The following is a 17,207-nucleotide window of genomic DNA, read 5'->3' as shown; positions in this document are numbered from 1 at the left end:
AGAACATAACCGTCACCCAGGCAACTGCAGGAGCGGTTCATAATTCCTGCATCCAAATTTAAAAAACAGGATGCCCTTCTTGAGGTTGCAGATTTAAGGTTTTACTGCTGAGGGTTGCCCTAACGCTGCCGAAACATGAACCATCTCATTTTTAGCAGCAGTATTTTGTTGACAGGGATAGCGTTTACTTGCCCCTAACCAGGCTACTTGTGAGACGGTCATGGAATCCTTGTCACTTTGCTGGCTCGAAATTTCCTTGTAAGTCTGCTGAATCAGTTCGCAAAGAGTAAATGCATTCAGTTGTACATTAGGGGGGAGGCAAAAAACAGGGGTACCTTGATTTTTTGCGATTTCATTCGCCTGGATCATGGTTTCGGCAATACTTTCGCAAGTTATTGTTAACACATGACGGGCCGAGCGAGCCCAGGCTTGTGCTTGCGGATCTGCTTTAATTTCCATCTGGGGAATATTATCAGCAATATTCATATAGTTCTTTATAGTGTCAGCATGGAGGCAATGACATAAAAATAGACAACTAAGTAACAAGATACGCATCATAGTCTATCCCTTAGATTAAATGCCATGGGGCTTAATTAAACCCAGTTTAAAAGCAATTAATAAAAATATAAATAAACTTACTGAAATACTTATTCTTATTGTCAGGGCTTTAATGGTCCGTTTGGAGTTCCCTGAATCCCGGATAAGAAAAATAAGTCCGCTTGCTAAAGAGCCTGCAATGATAATCATGGCAAAGATGATGATAATTTTGGTGATCATTTGTTATACTCCTGCAATTGCCGTCTGATTATGACTAACATTTGAACAATTAGATAATGATGCCTAGTTTAACCTGTTTTAAATTTCGTTTCACCCCAAGCTGGCCGATGATGCTTCTTGCTCTTTTATTTTTTTCGTTGTTTGTACGCCTTGGTTTTTGGCAAATTTCTCGAGCAGATGAAAAAACAAAAATGATTCTTGCACAAAAGACGCAAGAAAAGCAAAGCCCCGTCCGCTGGACTTCAAAGGAAAAATTGCCCTTACAATATGAACGCATTGTTTTAAAAGGAAAATATTTATCCCAAATTTTTTTATTAGACAATCAGCATCATAAACATCAGTTTGGTTACGATATATTATCTCCGTTGGAGTTGGATGACGGTACAATTATTATAGTGGACAGGGGCTGGGTTCCTGGAGAGTTAACCCGTCGAGTTCTTCCCAATATTCAAATTCCCAAAGGGACTGTAGAATTACAGGGCTCAGCGTACTTTCCAAGCAAAAATCAATGGGTTTTAGGACCGGCTTTGGAAGAGAAAGGGAATAAAATGATCATTTTGGAACGCGTGGATGATCAATTGATGAGTCAAATTTTGCAAAAATCAGTCTCTCCGTTTATTATTCGCCTCGACAAGCAAGACACACATGGATTTGTGCGGGAATGGGAGACAGTATCCATGCCTCCGCAGCGGCATTTAGCTTATGCTTTGCAGTGGTTTGCGATGGCCTTGGTAATACTAATTATATTTGTAGCATTAAATCTGAAGAAAGAAAAATGAGAAAGCAAACCAGTAAATATTATATTTTATTGTTGTTGATCGTAGTATTTGTCGCACCCGGGGTAGCTGCTTATCTGTTTTATCAGCATCCTTCCTGGTTGGGATCGTCACGGATCAATAAAGGAACTTTGTTAAATCCGCCGGTACTCTTGAATACTCTTGAAGGAAAATCCAAATGGCGGATTATTTTTTGGAGTCCTGAGGCTTGTGAGCAGCAATGCATGAAACAGCTTGATGTTTTGGCTCGAATCCGCCTGGCGCTTGGACGTAAATTATATCAGGTCGACCAGTGGCTTATTCTGGGTAATAAGGCGCCTTCTTTATCGCAAGAACAACAAGCCTTTTTAAAGGATATCGATTTTAAAGTGGCAACATTATCTGAGACTGAACTGATAGGGGAAAATCCTTTGTTTTCAGAAAATAAAGTATTTTTAGCTGATCCAGGGAATTATCTGATTCTTAGTTATGCATCTCAAGTCAATCCCAATGATGTATATAAAGATTTGAAGGTGTTGCTGAATGCAACAGAAAACAAGAGTGAATAATCTGATGCAGAATAAATTATTACGATATGTAGTATCATGTGCTGTACTTTTATCTTTATTTGTAGTGATGCTCGGCGCCTATACCCGCTTGACGGATGCGGGCCTGGGTTGTCCTGACTGGCCTGGGTGTTATGGACAGATTGTCCTTCCAAGCGCCAAGGAAAAATTGCAGGCTGCCCAGACTCAATATCCCACCATTCCTATTGAATCAAGAAAGGCATGGACTGAAATGGCTCATCGCTATGTTGCAGGGACTTTGGCTTTATTGATCTTTTTCATCAGTTTTTATGCATTACGAAAACGTTTAAAAGGTGATTCTGCAATGCCCTGGCATTTGCCTGCTGCTTTATTTATTCTGGTTTTATTTCAAGCGGCCTTGGGGATGTGGACTGTAACCTTGAAGTTACTGCCTGTGGTCGTCATGGGGCATCTTTTGGGTGGAATGCTGATCGTGGCGTGTTTAAGCCGTTTTCGATTGCAAATCAGTTCCCTTAAAGGGCAGGATTTTCCCCTCTGGCGTCCCTGGTTGCGTGTAGGTGTACTCATCGTTTTCCTGCAAGTAGCTTTGGGTGGGTGGGTCAGTTCGAATTATGCAGGAATCTCTTGCATCGGATTTCCTCAGTGTAATGGGGTATGGCTGCCCGATTTGCATTTCGCCCAAGGTTTTAATTTATTTTCGCCAGTAGGAGCTAATTATCAGGGTGGTTTATTGGATCATGATGTGCGGGTGACGATCCAGTTTATTCATCGAATAGGGGCTGTAATTACCGCAGCGTACATCCTCATTCTTTCTTTATTGATTTGGTGCCGCAGTAATTCCAATTATTTGAAAGGAGCGGCTGCAGTGATGTTCCTGCTTATCCTGGTTCAATTTACATTAGGCATTTTGAATGTAATTTATCTGCTGCCAATTAGTGTGGCTGTAGCTCATAATGGGGTTGCTGCTGTTTTATTGGCAACGGTTTTCAGTACACTTCATTTTACGCGTAAGGGGCTAAATAATGCACATTGATCATGTTCGCCCCTCCTCAACTGCCTGGCGGGATTATCTCGAACTCTGCAAGCCTCGGGTAGTATTGCTCATGTTGTTGACAGTAGTTGTTGGCATGTATTTAGCCACACCTGGCTGGGTTAATTTATCATTATTAATTTATTCTTTATTAGGCATTGGATTATGTGCAGGAAGTGCTGCTGCAATTAATCATTTGGTAGATAAAAGAATCGATGCCATCATGGCCAGAACTAAAAAAAGACCTGTTGCCAGTGGCCAGGTTTCGGTGCGTCAGGCTCTAACTTTCGCATTAACCATGGGAAGTATTGGTCTTACTATTCTTGTGATTTTCGTTAATCCATTAACCGCATTGCTAACTTTTGCAACATTGATTGGGTATGCAGGTATTTATACAGGTTATTTAAAAAGGGCAACACCACAAAACATCGTAATAGGTGGGTTAGCCGGAGCTGCTCCTCCTTTACTTGGCTGGACTGCTGTAACAAATCAGCTGGATCCTCAAGCTTTATTGTTGGTGTTAATTATCTTTATCTGGACCCCTCCTCATTTTTGGGCGTTGGCAATCTATCGCTATGAAGAGTACCAGCATGCACAAATCCCTATGCTACCGGTAACTCATGGAATTGAATTTACTAAATTAAATGTTTATTTATATACCATTTTGTTACTCGTAGTGAGCATCCTGCCTTTTGTTGTCGGTATGAGCGGCCTCTTTTATTTACTGGGTGCCTTAGTGCTTGGAGGACGATTTTTATTTTGGTCCCACAAGCTGTATCGTACAGATAAACCGGTAGTTGCCATGCAAACGTTTAGATTCTCAATAGTCTATTTGATGTTATTGTTTGTTTTTTTATTGTTAGATCATTATTTATAGCGAATGTGTACGAAATAAGTCCCCTACCATTTCTTAAGTATTTTTTTGAGAAACGGGTTGTGAGACTTATTTCCTGTACGTTCCTCTAAGGGGGTAATATGAGTTTAAAGGCGAGAAGTGTTACTTTTACCGTAGTTGTAGTCTTGGCACTTGCCGGATTGTTTTCTGGAATTTTTGTAGGCCAACATTTTCATTTTAAGAAAAAAATCGATGTAACAACCTTCCATGGAACATACCTTGAGAATCCACGGCCGGTGAATCGGTTCAGTTTAACCGGAACCGATGAGAAATCATTTGATAATAAAAGCTTGAAAGACAAATGGACGTTAATGTTTTTTGGCTTTACGAATTGTGGTTATGTTTGTCCAACTACCATGGCAGAATTGTCCAAGATGTATCGTATCCTTGAAGAAAAAGGGGTAAAAAATCTACCTCATATCGTCATGGTTTCCATTGATCCGGAACGTGACAGCCCTGAAAAATTGCGTAGTTATGTCACTTCATTCCATCCTGATTTTTATGGGGCTCGTGGAGATGAAAACTCCATTAAAGCGATGACTCGGGAAATGGGTATTGCTTATGCGAAGATCATTGAAAAGGGTAGTGATGACTCAAAAAATTATGATATTCAGCATAGCGGTGCTTTAATGCTGTTCAATCCTCAGGGGGAACTTAATGCATTTTTTACTACCCCGCATCATGCAGATTTATTGGCAAAAGATTATTTATTACTGGTTTCCTAATGGAGGGTATTTTTGTAAATTTATTTTTTAACGTCGCGTGATTTTATAATTTTTTAGACTAGGCTTTATTTATAAGAGCCTGTTGTAACATATTTTTAAATATGAATTTTTTTATAATAAAAATAAAAAGTTGAGGAAAGCGTTTTTCATGAAAATTGCAATATTGGCCACTAATCCCCATTTGTACTCTCACAAGCGTCTTAAAGCAGAGGGAGAAGCTGCTGGTCATGAAATTAGTATTATTAATCCCTTATATTGTTACATGAATGTCGCTGCTTCTTGTCCTAAAGTTCATTATAGAGGCGGCTCGCCGTTGCCTCATTTTGACGCAGTCATTCCCAGAATTGGTGCATCGAATACATATTATGGGACCGCAGTGTTACGTCATATGGAAACGATGGGCATGTATACTTTAAATGAATCTTTAGCTATTTCACGATCTCGTGATAAGTTCCGCTCATTACAATTACTGGCGCGTAAAGGTATTCCTATGCCCTTAACCAGTTTTGCCCAATCACCTGATGACACTGAGGATTTAGTGCGCATGGTTGGTGGCGCCCCTTTAGTTATTAAATTATTAGAGGGAACCCAGGGCAAAGGAGTAATCCTTGCCGATAGCCATCAATCGGCGGTGAGTATTATCAATGCTTTTAAAGAAATGCATGCCAATATTTTGGTGCAGGAGTTTATTGAGGAATCCCGCGGGGTTGATATTCGTTGCTTTGTGGTAGGTGAGAAGGTCGTTGCTGCTGTGAAGCGGCAAGCAAAGGATGGCGAGTTTCGTGCGAATGTTCATCAGGGTGGAAAAGCTGTAAAGGTAAAATTGTCCCCGCAAGAACGATCTATTGCCGTGAGTGCAGCTAAAACAATGGGTTTAAAAGTTGCAGGTGTTGATTTAATTCGTTCGAACCATGGGCCTTTAGTTTTAGAAATTAATTCTTCCCCAGGCCTTGAGGGTGTGGAAATAGCTACAGGTATCAATATTGCCGGAAAAATAATTGAATATATTGAAAAACATGCCAAACCAATCAGTGCAAACGATCGGTTTCACGGTTAATTTTATCTCAGTGCAGCATGGATGCACCTTAAACTATTCACGTTAACCCTTTAGCTTTTTGCACTGTCTAGTGCATTTATTTTCATTTTGTTTCCTGCCTTTCTGCTTCGACAAATAACTGTGAATGCGATAAGAGAAGAGATAAGCAAAAATGTCATCACTCCGGTAAACCCCTTCATAAAAATTGTGTTAAAGAGTTGATGGGTTGAACTGTGCTCTGATAGTTGTAATGAATGAACAGGGTTTGCTATGAAATCTTTTAAACTGGAAATCTGTGATTCATCGATTCCATTTGCATTGGAAACGGTAAGGGAATAGAGATAATGATGAGTTACAAAATTATAAATAACAATAGCAAGGGTTAAACCTATAGACCCACCGATATTAAATAAAGTGACCAAAGATCCTGTGGCAACGCTTGCACGCTCAGGGCCTACAGCTTTTTGTGCGGCAATCATTGAGGCCGTATTACCCATCGCCCACATGCATCCAAGACAAATAAATGCAAAAATGATGTAGATTATGGAGGTGCCTCCTGCAAAAAATACTTGTAACAGGATAGAGAAACAAGCCAAAAACAAGCCTACCATGATTGTATGCAACAAGCCCACGCATTGAATCAGTTTTCCTACAAAAAATGCCATTAAGAAAACGGAGACTGGAATGGCAAACAAAATGAATCCTGATAATTTTGCTGACTGACTTTTTATAATTTGTAAATATTGGGGGTCAAAAAATAAAGTGACAGCACTCAATATGCCGGCTAAAAGACAAAGAATAGCTCCCGCTAAGAAAAGCAGATTGGAGTAATCTTTAAAATCAATGAGAGGGTTAGAATGTTTATTCTCAGTTTTAACCAAAAAAATACCTGTAACCACAGCTACCGCAAAGCAGGTCAAGGTAATTGGTGCGGCCCATCCATAATTTTGGGTATAAATCAAACCGAGTACAAGTCCGGCCATACTGAAAGCAAGAAGGAACATTCCCTTTATATCTAAAGAAACTTTTTGGCTATTTTTAGGCGATTCTGAAACGGATTTGAAACAAAATGCATATCCGAGCAGACATATAGGAATGTTGATGAAGAAGATCCATTTCCATCCAAAATAAGTAACAATAAGCCCACCTAAAAGCGGACCCAACGCCAAACCTATTCCCCCTATGCTGCCAAACCAAGCTAAGGCTTTTCCCTGTTCTTCCTCAGGAAAAAATTGGGGTAATAAGGAAAGGCCTAAAGGAAATATAATTGCAGCCCCTACTCCTTGAAATAAGCGTCCTAAAATTAACCAATGGATTTGGGTGGCCATGCCGGCAATAATAGAGGCAATTATGAAAATTCCACCACCCAGATACAAACATCGACGCCTTCCATATAAATCACCAAGTCCTCCCATTACTGTAGCCAACACACATAAAGCCAGAAAATAAATATTCATTACCCATTGAATTGAAACCAGGCTTGCATGTAATTCTTCTTGTATGGTGGGTAACGCCACATTCACGACTGTATAATCAAGATAGCAACCGAAAGAGAGCAAAGCGATTCCAATAAAGGCATTCCATTTATTTTGGTAATTATCGACTTGGGTTATAGACACGCGGTATTCCCATGATTTTGTTTAAAAAATGGCTGCAAAATATAGTTTTTAGCCAAACTATGAGGAAAAATTGTAAATTATTATCTATTTTAAAACAAATAAAATTTTCGATGAAGGTAAAACAACCTCCTTGTTGTATTAATCTACACTACCAGAAAAAAGGGCATGGAGGACTGTTTAAGAGGGGGTAAAGGGGCTGGTTTGCTCTTCCCCATGTTCATCCAGATTTTCGAATTTATTTAAAGCTTCATTATATTTTTTCTTAAAAAACATTGTATATTCACGATCATCATAGAAAGTGGGGCTGTTTTGGAGTTCTTTGTTTGCCTTATCCAGTGTTTCTAAAAATTCATTGACGGCGTTCATTGTTTTTCTGCTGAGAATTTTTTTCGCATTATGATCCCTGCTTAAGGTAAGAAGTTGATCTTCAATTTGTATTTTTATATTCCTGATATCATGCCAATTATCTAAATTATGCAAAGAAAAGCTTGCAAGACCTTCCAGGAAAGCTTGTCTTGTTTTAAGACACCTAACTTTTTCTTCATTAGCGGGATTTTTGGCTGTTAATTTAGTAATTTTCTCTTTGCACGCCTCAACTCGATGTTCCACATGTTTTTGAGCTATGAGGAAATCTATTTGCGGAGATGTGGTAATTAAGGTTTTGGAGTTTGCATTGCAATAAGCAATAAGCTCGGGCCTATCATTATCAGGTAATGCCTTCCACTGTTTATAGGGCCCTGCGGAGATTAAACGGGCGCCTTCATCATTTCTTTTTCCAGGAATCCAATTGCCAGGTTGCGCAGGATCAGGTTTTACAATAATGAGGTCATTAGTAATGCGCATATAGAGTTTATTTTTATCTTTTTCTCTAAATTCTTTTTCTGCCCTTTCTGAAAAAAGTTTTCCCCAAAAAAATCCATTTTTACCGTATGCTTTTGATTCGCATAAGCCAGTTTTATTTAAATCTAAAGGTTCTGGATTAAAGTCTTTTGTTTTCCAAGCCCTTCTTGAACCCATAAAAGCCACAACTTTTTGAAAAATGGTATCGTTTTGGCCGACTACCCGTGTAAAGATATTCTTGGTATCGGGTAATTCGCCAATTCGTTTCAGCAGACTTTTTCCTTTTGTAAAGGTTTCTGGAATTACAACCCCGATTCCAGGGGTTAAAAATGCGGCTTCGCGGACATGGTCTTTTATCACATCCATAATCTTGTTTGATTCGCCATGTAAATTCTTAATACCTGTATATCCTTGATTATTAGCTAATTGAATAACGAGTTTACGCATTTGGGATACTTCACGGACAATCCCGCCATCTGCCGCAACAACATTATTTCCGCTCATATCGCTATAATCTGCTGCCAAAAATTCCTTAGCCTTTTCTACTGCAGCTTGAGCTGCATAGGATTTTCCTGAGGCTGAAGGGCCTCCAACGATCACCACAGGGCGTTCCAACCATCTTGCTCCATCAAAATGTGTGGTCGATTTGATTACTACCGCATCTCTAAATTCTCTACTGTTCATTTCTTCGGCGAGAGCGCGCTTATATAAATAGGCGCCTTGTTCATCAAGAAGGTCTTCCATATTAATGGTCGCTTGCTCGGGATTGGTTTTGCGTTTTTCGGGATCGCCGGCATATACAGGAAAAGAATGATTCTGGATGTATTCTAAAAATTGTTTTCTAAAAAATTGAGGGTCGGAAGAGTCCTGGGGATCAATATGCAAATGAAATTTATCTATATAGGTTTTAGCTAAGTCAAAGCGAGTTTGTTCATATTCCTCAATGTCTCGGTATAATTCTTGTTCACCTTCAGGACTAATACAAAACTCACCCTTATTTTGATAGTGACCGATTTGTTGCTTTAGAGAAGGTATAATTGATGCATCTATACGTGTTCGCATAATACAGATATCCCACAACTTTAACTATTTTGTTTTAATTATAGCCAATATATATATTATGCGAGTAGAAAATAAAAAAAAATTAATGAGATGAGTCACTTTTACCCACCAGCCAATCAGCACTTACTTCAAATTCTTGTGCTAAAGCATTAAGTATTTTTTCATCTGGGTTTGTGGCGCCGTTCAGTAATGCTTCGGCTTTAAATTTTGGAATCTTAACCAGCTTTGATAATACTTCAATACGTTCTGCACTGGACTCGGGAGCACCAATATTATCAAGTTCTTTATTTAGTCTTTCTGAAAATCTCTTATTAAGCATCTGCTTCTCCTAATAATGATTTAGGTTAAGGTAAATACTCCAACTACTCATCTAAGTCATCGCTCCAAAGCTAAGCCATAGGATGTCCGGCAGAAGCGAACAGCTACCTTATTTATTTCATATAGCATAAAAATGAGCTTTTGCAATAATTTACCCAGAAAACAGCACCTTAACCCGTTTTATTCAAAAGGCAACTGCTTTTCAGGAGAATTTTGATTTAGGTTGATTTGGGGAATCTTTCAATTTAGTATTGAACCTCCAAAAAGAACCTGTTTAGGACAAACATGATCGGAGAAGTAGCTGCTAAGTATCCTTGTGATTTAATAATATTAGGTGCCTTGGGGGATCTGTCTTGTCGTAAGTTATTTCCCGCATTGTATCAACTAGAACGCGCTAATTTGCTTCATGCTGATACACGCATTATAGGTTGTGCACGCGATTCATTCACTTTAAACGATTTCATTGGTTTAATGAAAACCAAAATCCAGACTTTTTTAGGTGAAGCGCTTGATGAAAAGATTTGGTCCTGTCTTGTTGACAGATTGGCCTATTGTCAAATCGATTTAACGCAAACTGAAGATTTTGCAAAAATAACGGACTATGTAAGCCCTGAAAAACGAATCCCTATTTCCTATTTTGCCATCCCTCCATCGCTTTATGCGCAAACATGCAAGGGTCTCTCCAGTATTGGTTTGACAAAGCAGCCCTCGCGGGTAGTTTTAGAAAAACCCATTGGCCATGATTTGCCTTCATCTATTGCCATTAATAATGAAGTGGCTCACTTTTTTGCGGAAAGCCAGATATACCGGATCGATCATTATTTAGGTAAAGAAACGGTGCTAAACCTTCTGGTACTCCGTTTTGCTAATGCCATTTTTTCCTCAAACTGGGATCACCAGGCCATTGATAAAGTGGAAATTACCGTGGCTGAAGAGGTGGGGGTTGAAGGCCGGTGGGCTTACTATGATAAATCAGGCCAAGTACGGGATATGCTGCAAAACCATTTATTACAGATACTGTCACTTTTGGCAATGGAACCGCCAATGAGCCTTGACGCTGAATGTATCCGCAGCGAAAAATTAAAAGTATTAAAGTCATTACGTCCTATTTCCGACGCGCAGGTGCATGGACATACAGTGCGGGCCCAATATGTGGGCAACGTCCGTAAAGGGCAACAAATTCCCGGTTATCTCGATGAAGAAGGGGCACGTAAAGATTCAAACACTGAGACCTTTGTCGCAATTAAGGCATATATTGATAACTGGCGCTGGTCGGGAGTTCCTTTTTATTTGTTAACCGGTAAACGATTGTCAAAAAAACAAAGTGAAGTGGTGATTTACTTTAAGCCGCAACCCTATAATATTTTCAAACGATTCAAGCAGGATCTTTCTGCGAATCAACTGATTATTCGCCTACAACCTGATGAGGGTGTGGAATTGCGTATGATGAACAAAATTCCTGGACTAAGTGAATGCATGCAATTAAGAGACAGCAAGTTGGACTTAAATTTCAACCATCTTTTTAACTCGCAAAGAATTGCTGATGCCTATGAGCGCTTGTTATTGGAAGTGATGTTAGGTAATCAATATCTGTTTGTCAGCCGGGAAGAGGTCGAGCAAGCCTGGCAATGGATTGATGAAATCAAGCAAGCCTGGGAAAGACAAGATACTCCCCTTTATACTTATCCATCAGGAACTTGGGGGCCTTTGGAGGTAATACGTTTATACAATGGCAAAGCACATGTATGGGGTGAGCAAAATGCAGTTACATAGTTTTAGTGAAGCATCGTTATTAACTGAAGATTTGATTGAGCAGCTGAAAAATGTTCTTTGTGATGCAATCAACAAGCGTGGCCATGCATATTTGGTTCTCTCGGGGGGAAAAACTCCTATTAATTTATTCAAGGGTTTGGCAAATACAGATCTTCCCTGGGATAAAGTGACAATCACTTTAGCCGATGAGCGTTGTGTCGCAATTGATGACTCTGAGCGAAATGAACATTTAGTCCGCCAGTTTTTACTTCAAAATCATGCATCCAGGGCTCACTTTGTCAGTTTATTGAATGAAGAATGTTCTATCGAACAAACAGAACGCATTATTGCTTCTTTGCCTACTTTTGATGCTGTTGTTTTGGGTATGGGGGAAGATGGACATACAGCTTCTTTATTCCCTTGCTCTGATGAGCTTCTTCAGGGTCTTGATGATAATGCGGGGGCAGTACTTCGCGTCAGCCCTAAAAAAGCCCCTTATCAACGAATAAGCTTGTCCAAAAAAAGATTATTAAACAGTCGGGTAATTTTTTTCCATTTGGTGGGTCCCAAAAAATTGTCTGTATTGCATCAAGCAATGGCAGAGCACGATCCTACGATAATGCCGGTAAGTGCCTTTTTAAATAATAGAGATGCCAATGTTCAGGTGTTGTATGCACCTTAAGGAAAGAAAAATGCACCCTGTGGTCGCGGAAGTTACTGATCGTATTCGTGAACGAAGTACACACAGCAGAGATTTATATCTAGAAAATATAGAAAAATCCCGTATTAAAGGTCCTCAACGCGGTGTGCTCCATTGTGGTAATCTGGCCCATGGCTTTGCTGCCTGCGCGAAGCAGGATAAGCTCAATCTAAGCGGCATGACTAAAGCAAATATTGCCATAATATCTGCCTATAACGATATGCTTTCAGCACATCAACCTTATCTGCATTATCCTTCTTTAATTAAAGAAGCGATTTCTGCTGCAGGAGGTATAGCCCAATTTGCGGCAGGTGTTCCCGCAATGTGTGATGGGATAACCCAAGGCCAGCCAGGAATGGAGCTCAGTTTATTAAGCCGGGATGTAATCGCCATGTCAACAGCTATCGGTTTGTCACACAATATGTTTGACGGCGGGCTTTTGTTGGGAATTTGCGATAAAATTGTTCCCGGTTTATTAATGGCTGCATTGAGTTTTGGTCATTTACCTTTCATATTTATTCCAGCAGGACCTATGCCTTCTGGAATATCAAATCAGGAAAAAGCACGTATCCGTCAATTGTATGCCGAGGGAAAGGCTGACCGCAGTGCCTTGCTTAAGGCAGAAGCCGCTTCTTATCATTCTCCCGGTACCTGTACTTTTTATGGCACGGCGAATTCCAATCAACTTGTTATTGAGACTATGGGATTGCAGCTTCCAGGCTCCTCGTTCATCAACCCGAACACTCCATTACGTGATGCATTAACTCGTTATGCGGCACAACAGGTTCTGGCCTTGACCGATTTGAGCGAAGGCTATATGCCCATAGGGCAGCTGCTTGATGTAAAAAATCTGGTTAATGGTATTGTGGCGTTATTAGCATCCGGCGGTTCAACCAATCACACCATGCATCTCGTTGCGATTGCAACCCTAGCAGGGTATTCAATCAACTGGGATGATTTTGCTCAATTATCGGCAGTCACTCCCCTAATTGCCAAAATTTATCCCAACGGCGATGCCGACATTAATCATTTCCAGCAGGCAGGGGGGATGGCTTATTTCATTAATACTCTACTGGAGGCCCGTTTATTACATGAAGATGTAGATACAGTAATGGGGCACGGTCTACAACGCTATACCCAACAGCCCCTATTGGATAATGAACAACTGGTATGGGTTTCTGGGCCCTCCAATTCCACTAATGAGCGGGTATTAACTTCTGCTAAAGCTCCTTTTAAAACTCAGGGAGGATTGCAAGTAGTGAGTGGAAATATAGGGAGGGCTGTGATTAAAACTTCCGGATTACCCGCAGGAAGGAGCAAGATTAAGGCTCCCGCCATTGTTTGTTCCAGTCAGGAAGAGTTCGAGCAGATGTTCCAAAAGGGGATGTTGGATAAAGATTGTATTGTGGTGGTGCGCTTTCAAGGTCCTAAAGCCTGTGGGATGCCCGAATTGCATCAATTAACTCCCAAGCTTGGGGTGCTAATGGATAAAGGTTACCAAGTTGCATTGGTAACTGACGGACGTATGTCCGGAGCCTCTGGTAAAGTGCCAGCGGCAATTCATGTTACTCCTGAAGCGCTCGATAATGAAGTCCTTTCGCGCATTGAAAACGGGGATATGATTTTGATTGATGCGGAAGAAGGCCTATTGCAATTATTTGTCGCTGAAGAAGAGTTGAAGTTAAGAGCAAAAGCTGCTTTGCCTGCAACAGGATTCCATTTCGGTACAGGCCGGGAATTGTTTACCAGTTTAAGAGTGCAGTTTACCGGGGCTGAGCAAGGGGCGTGCAGTTTGTTTCAGGGAAAAGAGTCCTGTTATGAGTAATGAGGGTTTAAAATCGTATGCAATCGTTGCTGACATTGGCGGGACTTTTGCACGCTTTAGCCGAGTCAATTTAGAAAATTTGGTGATGGATAAAATTGAAATTTATTCATGCGCCGCCTATAACACCCTGGAATCGGTATTATTAGCTTATAAAGAGCAACACAAATTGGAAGAAATCAGGCAAGTTGCGCTCGCAATTGCTTGTCCAATTCTTGGTGATGTGGTCTGTATGACCAATGCCCATTGGCGTTTTTCCATCAGCGAATTAAAACACAGGCTGGGTCTGACAAAGCTGCAGATTTTGAATGATTTTAATGCCATTGCAATGAGCCTCCCCGTTTTATCGGAACAGCAAGTGGTACACATTGGAAGAGGATATGCCGACCCTAATGGGACAAGAGTGGTTTTAGGCGCTGGAACAGGGTTAGGAGTTGCATTTCTTTTCGCCAATCACAAAGAATACTCAGCTCATGCCGGAGAAGGGGGACACATCAGTTGGGGAGCAAAAACAGAGCAGGAATGGTTTATTTATTGTTATTTGAAAAAAAAATATGCTCATGTATCCTATGAACGCTTGTTATCAGGTCATGGTCTGGAAAATTTATATCAAGCCCTGGCAGCTTTACATGAACAAGAAAAGCCTCCCATTCCCGCCTCAGAAATTATTACCTTGGCTTTATCACAGCAATGCACTATTGCGAAAGCAGCGGTGGCACAATTTTTTGCTATTTTAGGTTCTTATGCCGGGGATTTGGCATTAATGGTAGCGGCTTTTGGAGGTGTTTATATTGCCGGTGGTATTGTGCCACGATTAATGTCATTGTTACCTGAAAGTGAGTTCCGATCTCGTTTTGAAGATAAAGGTCGTTTTAGTGATTTTAATGCAGAAATTCCGACCTATGTCATCACTGCCGAACAACCAGGTATGTTGGGCGCTGCGGTTTATTTAAAACAATCCTGGACTGAGTAAATAGATAGGTTAAATAGGGGAGCTCTTTTCTTTGTGGATTAAAGAGTTCTCTAAAATGAAAGTTACTTTGGGTGCATTGTCTTTTGATCCCAAGTTAACTGTTGCTTTATTATAGACTAAAGTCGACTAAGGAGAGGCTCATGTCGTTTCCAAATTGGAAGGTGCAACCGGAGATAATATTCTGTACATCACCAGTAATCCCGGTGGTTGTAATTAAAGAAATAGATCATGCTGTGCCTTTAGCTACAGCTTTATTTGCGGGCGGTATTCATATCATTGAAGTTGCATTGCGAACACCAGTCGCTTTAGATGCGATTAAGTTACTTGCAGATACCTTCCCTGAAGCTTTAATTGGTGCTGGTACAGTAATCACACCCCAACAATTAAAACAGGTAGAGAGTTTGGGTGCAAAATTCGCGCTAAGCCCTGGAAAAACCCAGGACTTATTACTTGCCGGATGCGATTCCAGTATTCCACTGATCCCGGGCATATCAAGTATTTCCGAATTAATGGATGGATTGGTTTTGGGATACACCCATTTTAAGTTTTTCCCCGCCACAGTTGCTGGAGGGAGTAATATGTTGCGGGCGATTTATGGTCCATTCCCACAAGCAAGGTTTTGTCCTACAGGTGGAATTAATGAGGGAAATTTTGGAGAATACCTGGCACTGCCTAACGTGTCATGCGTTGGCGGTTCCTGGATAGTTCCTGAAGAAGCAACTAAAAAAGGCAATTGGTCCTTAATCACTGATTTATCTTTTGCTGCACGCCAAAGCGTTAGAGGATGGGATTAGCCTGTTTCGAATAAGAAAGTTCGTTTTGGCCGAATTTGAGCGTCATCAATTCAAGGAGTGAAATATGACATGGGTTGTTGCAATTATTGGTTCGGTTGCGGGATTTTTGTTTGGTTATGATGAGGGAATCATCGCCGGCTCATTAGAGTTGGTTAAAAATCATTTTGGATTAAACGCAACGCATATTGGTGTTATGGCTTCGGCCCTACCCTTTGGTGCCTTATTTGGTTCTATGCTGATTGGTGCAATTACGGCATCAAAAGGGGTTAAACGTTTTGGTCGCCGTACCTTGTTATCTTTTGCCGGTTTGTTGTTCTTTTGGGGTGCATTGGGGGCAGGATTTGCGGACTCTATTTCCGTTCTTATTATCTCACGATTAATTTTGGGTTTGGCAATCGGAATGGCTTCTGTAATGGCGCCTTTATACCTGGCTGAAACAGCAACTTATGAGACAAGAGGGGCAGTAGTCGCCATTTATCAACTAGCGATGACTGTAGGCATTGTTTGTTCCTATTCAGTCAATTACCTGTTTCTTGAAAATCATGACTGGCGTGCCATGTTTGCATCCAGTGCCTTTCCAGCCTTGGTGTTGTGCATCGGAATTTTACTTATGCCCGAATCTCCGAGATGGTTATGCAGTGTGGGGCGCCGTGATGCAGCAGCCAACGCCTTGAAAAAATTGCGTAAAAATTCCTCTATTGAGCATGAGTTAACAGCTATCGAAATGACATTAGCCAATGAGCCTCAAAAGGGAAGTTGGTTGTTGTTATTTAAAAGTCCACTACTGCCTGTTTTGTTGTTAGGGACCATGCTTTTTTGTTTACAGCAATTGAGCGGAATTAACGTGGTAATCTATTTTGCGCCTGAAATTTTTAAAAATTTGGGTATGAATAGCATAACCGGTCAAATATTGGCGACCATTGGGATTGGTTTGGTTAATTTACTGGTTACCATCATTGCGATGCTTACCGTTGATAAAATAGGTCGCCGCAAACTGCTGTTATTTGGTTTTACAGGCATGTGTGTCAGTTTGCTCGCTTTATGCTTCTTTTCCGTCAATCAGGTTATTTGGCTGCCTTTTTTGTCAGTTGCCTGCCTTATTCTTTATATTATTTCCTTTGCAGTGAGTGTAGGGCCAATACCTCATATTGCGATGGCAGAAATATTCCCTTTACATGTGCGCGGCGCGGGTATGGGTTTTTCTGCCATGAGTAATTGGACTTTTAATACCCTGGTCATTTTTAGTTTTCCTCTTTTGGAAAAAATGATGGGGATTGAATATACCTTTGTATTGTATGCAGGGATTTGTATTTTAGGGCTAATTTATACCTACTTTTATATGCCTGAAACCAAAAATATCAGTTTGGAACAAATTGAAAACTATATCGTTTCAGGTAAGCCCTTACGCTTGCTAGGACGTAAAGTGATAGCTTCCCCAGAAGAGATTGGGAAAAAAGAACCCTCTTATCTCCCTTCTGCCTAAACGGGTTTTTTAAGGTGAATTGATTCGCGGGAAAAGCTTTTTTAAAGAGCTAGCCAGAAGTAAACTACAAGCTGGCTA

At 40.6% G+C, this 17,207-nt stretch carries 17 protein-coding genes; 12 read left to right on the top strand and 5 right to left on the bottom strand.

The window, feature by feature from the left end; all coding sequences use genetic code 11:
• Window positions 1-93: 93 nt before the first annotated feature.
• Window positions 94-555 (bottom strand): hypothetical protein, encoded by a 462-nt coding sequence (locus KYQ_RS13225; RefSeq protein ID WP_029489058.1) that lies wholly within the window; start codon window positions 553-555, stop codon window positions 94-96.
• Window positions 556-573: 18 nt separating this feature from the next.
• The gene (locus KYQ_RS13220) at window positions 574-777 is read right to left on the bottom strand and encodes a twin transmembrane helix small protein (RefSeq protein WP_010654742.1); all 204 of its coding nucleotides are present in this window, start codon (window positions 775-777) and stop codon (window positions 574-576) included.
• 56 nt (window positions 778-833) lie between these two features.
• On the opposite strand from KYQ_RS13220, the gene KYQ_RS13215 reads away from it, so the two are divergent.
• The 6 genes from KYQ_RS13215 to rimK all read left to right on the top strand — a co-directional run bounded on the left by KYQ_RS13215 (window position 834) and on the right by rimK (window position 5,787).
• Complete coding sequence (locus tag KYQ_RS13215; RefSeq protein ID WP_010654741.1) at window positions 834-1,556, top strand: SURF1 family protein; 723 nt, start codon at window positions 834-836, stop codon at window positions 1,554-1,556.
• The gene (locus KYQ_RS13210) at window positions 1,553-2,101 is read left to right on the top strand and encodes a hypothetical protein (protein WP_010654740.1); all 549 of its coding nucleotides are present in this window, start codon (window positions 1,553-1,555) and stop codon (window positions 2,099-2,101) included. Before KYQ_RS13215 ends, KYQ_RS13210 begins: the two co-directional genes overlap by 4 nt.
• A 4-nt stretch (window positions 2,102-2,105) precedes the next feature.
• Window positions 2,106-3,113: a COX15/CtaA family protein gene (locus KYQ_RS13205; RefSeq protein WP_029489056.1), complete on the top strand. Its 1,008-nt coding sequence runs from the start codon at window positions 2,106-2,108 to the stop codon at window positions 3,111-3,113.
• Window positions 3,103-3,987: a heme o synthase gene (gene cyoE / locus KYQ_RS13200; protein ID WP_010654738.1), complete on the top strand. Its 885-nt coding sequence runs from the start codon at window positions 3,103-3,105 to the stop codon at window positions 3,985-3,987. The genes KYQ_RS13205 and cyoE overlap by 11 nt, the downstream gene beginning before the upstream one ends.
• A 98-nt stretch (window positions 3,988-4,085) precedes the next feature.
• Complete coding sequence (locus tag KYQ_RS13195) at window positions 4,086-4,730, top strand: SCO family protein (RefSeq protein WP_010654737.1); 645 nt, start codon at window positions 4,086-4,088, stop codon at window positions 4,728-4,730.
• Between the two features lie 148 nt (window positions 4,731-4,878).
• Complete coding sequence (gene rimK / locus KYQ_RS13190; RefSeq protein ID WP_010654736.1) at window positions 4,879-5,787, top strand: 30S ribosomal protein S6--L-glutamate ligase; 909 nt, start codon at window positions 4,879-4,881, stop codon at window positions 5,785-5,787.
• A 50-nt stretch (window positions 5,788-5,837) separates the two neighbouring features.
• Here rimK and KYQ_RS13185 read toward each other — a convergent pair whose 3' ends face one another.
• From KYQ_RS13185 to KYQ_RS13175, 3 genes are all read right to left on the bottom strand, one after another.
• A complete protein-coding gene (locus KYQ_RS13185; protein WP_010654735.1) occupies window positions 5,838-7,385 on the bottom strand; it encodes an MFS transporter in 1,548 nt (515 codons plus the stop codon).
• A 177-nt stretch (window positions 7,386-7,562) separates the two neighbouring features.
• Window positions 7,563-9,287 carry a hypothetical protein gene (locus tag KYQ_RS13180; protein WP_010654734.1) on the bottom strand — a complete coding sequence of 575 codons (1,725 nt, stop codon included), beginning with the start codon at window positions 9,285-9,287 and terminating at the stop codon, window positions 7,563-7,565.
• An 82-nt stretch (window positions 9,288-9,369) separates the two neighbouring features.
• On the bottom strand, window positions 9,370-9,606 hold the full coding sequence (locus KYQ_RS13175) for a hypothetical protein (RefSeq protein ID WP_010654733.1): 237 nt from the start codon (window positions 9,604-9,606) through the stop codon (window positions 9,370-9,372).
• A gap of 284 nt (window positions 9,607-9,890) precedes the next feature.
• On the opposite strand from KYQ_RS13175, the gene zwf reads away from it, so the two are divergent.
• The 6 genes from zwf to KYQ_RS13145 all read left to right on the top strand — a co-directional run bounded on the left by zwf (window position 9,891) and on the right by KYQ_RS13145 (window position 17,129).
• Window positions 9,891-11,378, top strand: a complete 1,488-nt coding sequence (gene zwf / locus KYQ_RS13170; protein WP_010654732.1) for a glucose-6-phosphate dehydrogenase — start codon at window positions 9,891-9,893, stop codon at window positions 11,376-11,378.
• Complete coding sequence (gene pgl, locus KYQ_RS13165; RefSeq protein ID WP_010654731.1) at window positions 11,365-12,039, top strand: 6-phosphogluconolactonase; 675 nt, start codon at window positions 11,365-11,367, stop codon at window positions 12,037-12,039. Before zwf ends, pgl begins: the two co-directional genes overlap by 14 nt.
• 10 nt (window positions 12,040-12,049) lie before the next feature.
• On the top strand, window positions 12,050-13,882 hold the full coding sequence (edd, locus tag KYQ_RS13160; RefSeq protein ID WP_010654730.1) for a phosphogluconate dehydratase: 1,833 nt from the start codon (window positions 12,050-12,052) through the stop codon (window positions 13,880-13,882).
• Window positions 13,875-14,852 carry a glucokinase gene (gene glk / locus KYQ_RS13155; RefSeq protein WP_010654729.1) on the top strand — a complete coding sequence of 326 codons (978 nt, stop codon included), beginning with the start codon at window positions 13,875-13,877 and terminating at the stop codon, window positions 14,850-14,852. The genes edd and glk overlap by 8 nt, the downstream gene beginning before the upstream one ends.
• A gap of 140 nt (window positions 14,853-14,992) precedes the next feature.
• The gene (locus tag KYQ_RS13150) at window positions 14,993-15,646 is read left to right on the top strand and encodes a bifunctional 4-hydroxy-2-oxoglutarate aldolase/2-dehydro-3-deoxy-phosphogluconate aldolase (RefSeq protein ID WP_010654728.1); all 654 of its coding nucleotides are present in this window, start codon (window positions 14,993-14,995) and stop codon (window positions 15,644-15,646) included.
• Window positions 15,647-15,710: 64 nt separating this feature from the next.
• On the top strand, window positions 15,711-17,129 hold the full coding sequence (locus KYQ_RS13145; protein ID WP_010654727.1) for a sugar porter family MFS transporter: 1,419 nt from the start codon (window positions 15,711-15,713) through the stop codon (window positions 17,127-17,129).
• The last annotated feature ends 78 nt before the right edge of the window (window positions 17,130-17,207 follow it).

The organism is Fluoribacter dumoffii NY 23 (genome assembly GCF_000236165.1).
Lineage (GTDB): Bacteria > Pseudomonadota > Gammaproteobacteria > Legionellales > Legionellaceae > Legionella > Legionella dumoffii.
Note: the sequence above shows the minus strand (reverse complement) of the source record. Positions and strands in the feature narration are given on the sequence as shown.

Coding starts and splice junctions, on each gene's coding strand:
- KYQ_RS13225 (WP_029489058.1), bottom strand. CDS start 555: ATGCGTATCTTGTTACTTAGTTGTCTATTTTTATGTCATTGCCTCCAT.
- KYQ_RS13220 (WP_010654742.1), bottom strand. CDS start 777: ATGATCACCAAAATTATCATCATCTTTGCCATGATTATCATTGCAGGC.
- KYQ_RS13215 (WP_010654741.1), top strand. CDS start 834: ATGATGCCTAGTTTAACCTGTTTTAAATTTCGTTTCACCCCAAGCTGG.
- KYQ_RS13210 (WP_010654740.1), top strand. CDS start 1,553: ATGAGAAAGCAAACCAGTAAATATTATATTTTATTGTTGTTGATCGTA.
- KYQ_RS13205 (WP_029489056.1), top strand. CDS start 2,106: ATGCAGAATAAATTATTACGATATGTAGTATCATGTGCTGTACTTTTA.
- cyoE (WP_010654738.1), top strand. CDS start 3,103: ATGCACATTGATCATGTTCGCCCCTCCTCAACTGCCTGGCGGGATTAT.
- KYQ_RS13195 (WP_010654737.1), top strand. CDS start 4,086: ATGAGTTTAAAGGCGAGAAGTGTTACTTTTACCGTAGTTGTAGTCTTG.
- rimK (WP_010654736.1), top strand. CDS start 4,879: ATGAAAATTGCAATATTGGCCACTAATCCCCATTTGTACTCTCACAAG.
- KYQ_RS13180 (WP_010654734.1), bottom strand. CDS start 9,287: ATGCGAACACGTATAGATGCATCAATTATACCTTCTCTAAAGCAACAA.
- KYQ_RS13175 (WP_010654733.1), bottom strand. CDS start 9,606: ATGCTTAATAAGAGATTTTCAGAAAGACTAAATAAAGAACTTGATAAT.
- zwf (WP_010654732.1), top strand. CDS start 9,891: ATGATCGGAGAAGTAGCTGCTAAGTATCCTTGTGATTTAATAATATTA.
- pgl (WP_010654731.1), top strand. CDS start 11,365: ATGCAGTTACATAGTTTTAGTGAAGCATCGTTATTAACTGAAGATTTG.
- edd (WP_010654730.1), top strand. CDS start 12,050: ATGCACCCTGTGGTCGCGGAAGTTACTGATCGTATTCGTGAACGAAGT.
- glk (WP_010654729.1), top strand. CDS start 13,875: ATGAGTAATGAGGGTTTAAAATCGTATGCAATCGTTGCTGACATTGGC.
- KYQ_RS13150 (WP_010654728.1), top strand. CDS start 14,993: ATGTCGTTTCCAAATTGGAAGGTGCAACCGGAGATAATATTCTGTACA.
- KYQ_RS13145 (WP_010654727.1), top strand. CDS start 15,711: ATGACATGGGTTGTTGCAATTATTGGTTCGGTTGCGGGATTTTTGTTT.